This is a genomic window from Streptomyces flavofungini (assembly GCF_041028215.1).
Lineage (GTDB): Bacteria > Actinomycetota > Actinomycetes > Streptomycetales > Streptomycetaceae > Streptomyces > Streptomyces flavofungini_B.
The window spans coordinates 1-4,169 of record NZ_JASKYR010000657.1 but is presented as its reverse complement, the minus strand read 5'-3'; the positions used below and the strand labels follow the sequence as shown (position 1 = coordinate 4,169).

Annotated in this window: 3 protein-coding genes and 1 pseudogene; 3 read left to right on the top strand and 1 reads right to left on the bottom strand. The window is 71.6% G+C overall.

From position 1 onward, the window contains the following. Window positions 1-157 (bottom strand): annotated as a pseudogene (locus AB8Z36_RS31925) (phosphoserine phosphatase); the annotation flags it as partial. Window positions 158-965: 808 nt separating this feature from the next. Here AB8Z36_RS31925 and AB8Z36_RS31920 point away from each other — a divergent pair. The 3 genes from AB8Z36_RS31920 to AB8Z36_RS31910 form a co-directional block, all read left to right on the top strand. Then, window positions 966-2,147, top strand: coding sequence for a sensor histidine kinase (locus tag AB8Z36_RS31920; protein ID WP_369216874.1), 1,182 nt, complete (start codon window positions 966-968; stop codon window positions 2,145-2,147). Next, window positions 2,140-2,829, top strand: coding sequence for a response regulator (locus AB8Z36_RS31915; protein ID WP_369216873.1), 690 nt, complete (start codon window positions 2,140-2,142; stop codon window positions 2,827-2,829). Before AB8Z36_RS31920 ends, AB8Z36_RS31915 begins: the two co-directional genes overlap by 8 nt. 286 nt (window positions 2,830-3,115) lie before the next feature. Further along, window positions 3,116-4,169, top strand: a 1,054-nt coding sequence (locus tag AB8Z36_RS31910) for a serine hydrolase domain-containing protein (RefSeq protein ID WP_369216872.1), incomplete at its 3' end; no start/stop codon positions are given.

Below are 4,169 nucleotides of genomic sequence, written 5' to 3'. Positions count from 1 at the left end.
TGCAGGGACTGCTCGAAGTCGAGTTCGCCGCGCACGCCGGGTGCGAGGCGAAGAGCTCGATGACCTCGTCCTGGATGAGCGTGGAGTCGACGTCCATCACGACCAGGCGCTGCGCCCGGCGGTGCAGGCCCKCCKCGACGACCGCGACGTCCTTGCCCGGCAGACGACCCGCGAGGAAGGACCCCATCCCGAGTCCCGTATCCCGTACTCGGTGGCGCGCTGCGCGAGGACGAATTCGCCCTCCACTTGCCCTGAGACCTCGCTGCCGTGACCGCCGACCGCACTCCCGCTCCGCCGTGCGTGCCCGCCACCTTGTGCCGTGGGACGTGGAGGCCCTGGAGTCGGCCGAACTCCAGCGCCTGGTCCTCATCGACGTCGCTCCTACGACGACCGCGACGTCCTTGCCCGGCAGACCACCCGCGAGGAAGGACAATGCCGCGTTTTGGCCGCCTTTCCGGAGGGCTGGGACGCGGCGGGCGGGGGAGCACCGTTGCAGCGCTGGAATGGGCGCCCGCAGGCTCAGACGGTTGCCGAGGAGGAGGCCGAGGCCCAGGCCGGGGCGGGGGCCGGGCGCAGCGAGGCGAGCGGGCAGCGCAGGCCTGGCTCCACCGCGCAACTGCCCCCAGTCGACCTAGAAGTGAACAGGCACGACCGCGTCAGCGGAGGCGGTGGCGTAGAGGGGCTTTTCGACGGCCCTGGCCCCGGCTGGTGCAGCGTGCGGGGCTGCTGGTGTCCCGCCCGTCAGAAGGCCGGTTCCGGCTTCACGTGTACTTCATGTGCGACCCGGAACGACGGTCCGGCTGTGAGCCCAGGAGCCCGCCGGTCGAGCCGGTGCTGGCCGCTGCCGGCGTACGCTCACCTTGATCCTCGGTGAGGCAGCGGGTCGGGCCACGTCGGCGTGCGAGTGGCTCCTTGGAGTGACGAAGAGCCGCGTGCGAGGTCGTAGGGTCGGGCGGATGAGAGTGATGGACGGCAGGTGGCCCGGGTGGGGCGCCGACGCCGGGTTGGTCGTACTGACGTTTCTGCCGGTGCTGCTGTCGCAGCCGTACGTGGACACCTCCGGGCCGGCGTGGGCGTCGCTCACGGCGTACGAAGCGGTGGGGGTGGGGGGCCTGCTGCTGAGGCAGCGGCTGCCGGTCACCGCCTTCGTCGTCGGATTCGGGGCTCTGCTGGCGGCGCTGGTGGCAAGCGCGAGTGCGGGTGCCAAGCTGTCACCGCTGGTCTTCCTGCCGCTCGCGGTGCTGCTCTACAACCTGGGCAACCGCGGTACGAGCGGGAAGCGGACCGTGTCGGCGGTTCTCGGTGTCACCCTGCTGAGCGTGGCCGGGCTGTGGCTGAACCGGATGACGACCGACTCCGGCGACTTCCAGGGCGGTCTGGACGTCCTTGCCGCGCTGGCCCCGATGCCGCTGGCGTGGGCGATGGGGTTCGCCGCGCGGACCCGGCAGGAACTGCTGGCCGCGGCCGAGCGGCGGGCGGCCGACGCGCGCCGGGCACAGGCCCTGGAGGCGGCACAGGCCACGCAACGCGAGCGGACACGGATCGCCGGAGAGATGCACGACGTGGTCGCGCACTCGCTGACCCTGCTCGTCGTACACGCGGAGACCCTGCGGGCCCGCGGCGCCGAGCTGCCCGACTGGGCCCGTGCCCAGGTGGACGGTCTCGCGGCGGCGGGTCGGCAGAGCAGCGGCGAGCTGCGTGACCTGTTGCGGATGCTGCGCGACCCTGCCGACGCCGTCCCGCTCCAGCCCGTGCCGGACCTCGGCGAGCTGGACGCTCTGCTGGACAGTCACCGCGCCGCGGGAGGGACGGTCGGGATGATGATGGGCATCGCGCTGGAGTCCGTACCGGGGCCGGTGCAACTGGCGACGTATCGCCTCGTGCAGGAGGCACTGGTCAACGCACGCAGGCATGCCCCCGGGGCGCCGGTCCGGGTGAGTGTCGACGGCGTCGCGGGAGAGCTCCGGTGCGAGGTCGTGAACGGTCGCGCGGCGCGGCGCGGCACGGCCGACGCGGGCATCGGGCTCGGCCTGGTCAGCATGGAGGAACGGGTGAGGGCACTGGACGGCGAACTCACCGCGGGCCCGACCGGTGACGGCGGCTTCCGCGTCGTGGCCACGATGCCGTTGGAGCGTGCGGATGTCTGAGCAGATGAGTGTGCTGGTGCCTGAGCAGATCAGCGTGCTCGTCGTGGACGACGAGCCGGTCATCCGCGCCGGACTGAGCGCGATCCTGGACAGCCAGGCGGACATCACCGTGGCGGGCACCGCGGACGACGGTGAGGAAGCCGTCGAGGCGTGCGCGCGGCTGCGGCCTGACGTACTGCTGATGGACATCCGGATGCCGCGCCGCGACGGTCTGTGGGCGCTGGCCGAACTGGGCCGCCGGAGACTGCTCGGGCCGGGGCACAGCCGGGTGCTCATGCTGACGACGTTCGATCTGGACGCGTACGTCGACGACGCGCTCGCCGCCGGGGCGTCCGGTTTCCTGCTGAAGAACAGTTCGTACGAGGAACTGACCGGGGCCGTCCGTGCCGCGGCGGCCGGGCACAGCGCGCTGAGCCCCGCGGTGACCCGGCGGATCATCGAGGGCCATCTCGACGGCCGACGCCGCCCCAGCGACCAGGAGCTGGCCCGGCTGAGGGACCTCACCGAGCGGGAGGTCGACGTACTGCGTCTGATCCGGGACGGCCTGAGCAACGCCGAGATCGCCGACCGGCTCGTCGTCAGCCTGCACACCGTCAAGACGCACGTCAGCCGCGTCCTGACGAAGACCGGCTGCCAGAGCAGGGCGCAGGCGGCGGTGCTGGCCAGGAACACCCTGTCCTGACGCGCCCCGGTGGGTGGCCGGGGCGCGTCAGGGCGGCGAGACGCCGGGAATCGCGGAGTCATTCCTTGGAGTGACCCCGCGTCGCCGGGAAGCCCGCCAACGAGCGATGTACCGGGCGCGCGCCGCTGACTGAATGGTCGGTGTGCGCGGAAGCCGCCGAAAGGCGGCTCGACGGGTGACTGCCAGGTCCCTTCGCGCACCAGCAACTGTCATGCGTGAAAGGGAACTTGCCATGTTCGTACATACTCCGTCCCGCCGTCACCGGATCCGTCGGGGAGCGCTGACCATGGCGTTGGCGACCTGCATGGGCGCCGCGCTCGTGAGCTGCTCGGATGCGGGGTCGGCCGGGGCCAGGCCGGCGGCCGGGCGGAGTGCGGCGGACACAGCGGCCGCCGAGCGGCTGGCCGGCCTCGCGCGGAAGGCAGCGGACACCGGCTCCCTGGGCGTCATCGTCCGCGTCGACTCCGGCGACGGGAAGCCCGTCGAGATCGCCCGGCAGGCCGCCTGGACGAAGGACGATCACCGCCTCGCCGTCGGCGACCGGTTCCGGGTCGGGTCCAACACCAAGACGCTCACCGCGACGCTCGTCCTGCAACAGGTCGCCGAGAAGAGGATCGGCCTCGGCGACACGGTCGAGAAGTGGCTGCCCGGACTGGTCGAGGGCGGCGAGCACATCACCGTACGGATGCTGCTCAACCACACCAGCGGCCTGGGAGACTTCCTGCTGACGCCGCAGTTCCTGCCCTCCCTCACCGGTCAGGTCAAGCGCACCTGGACACCGGAGAAGCTGCTCGGCATCACGCCCGAACAGGACCCGCCGACCGAGCCCGGCAAGACGTACTCGTACAGCAACGCCAATTACGAGGCGCTGGGGCTGATTCTCGAGAAGGCCACGGGGAGCGGCCTGGCCGAGCTGATCAAGAAGAGGATCACCGGGCCGCTCGGCATGAAGGACTCCTACCTCGCCACGAAGGCCGACTGGAACACCCGGCAGCACGTGACCGGCTACGAGCCGGACGCCGGGCGCTTGAAGGCCATCCTCTCCCGAACCGTTGACCTGCCCGAAGGCGTCGGATTCGCCGGTGCCGAGCGTTCCGGGGACACCATCGACACCTCTGCCATCGACCCGAGCTGGTCCTGGGCGGCGGGCGGCATGGTCTCCACCGCACAGGACTGGCAGCGCTTCCTGACCGCGCTGATCTCCGGCGAGCTGCTGCCCGAGGCGCAGCTGAAGCAGATGCGCACCACGGTCGCCGCTCCCGAGGAGGGCGGTGGCTACGGACTGGGGTTGATGCGAGTGGACACCTCCTGCGGCACCGTCTGGGGGCACACCGGCGGCC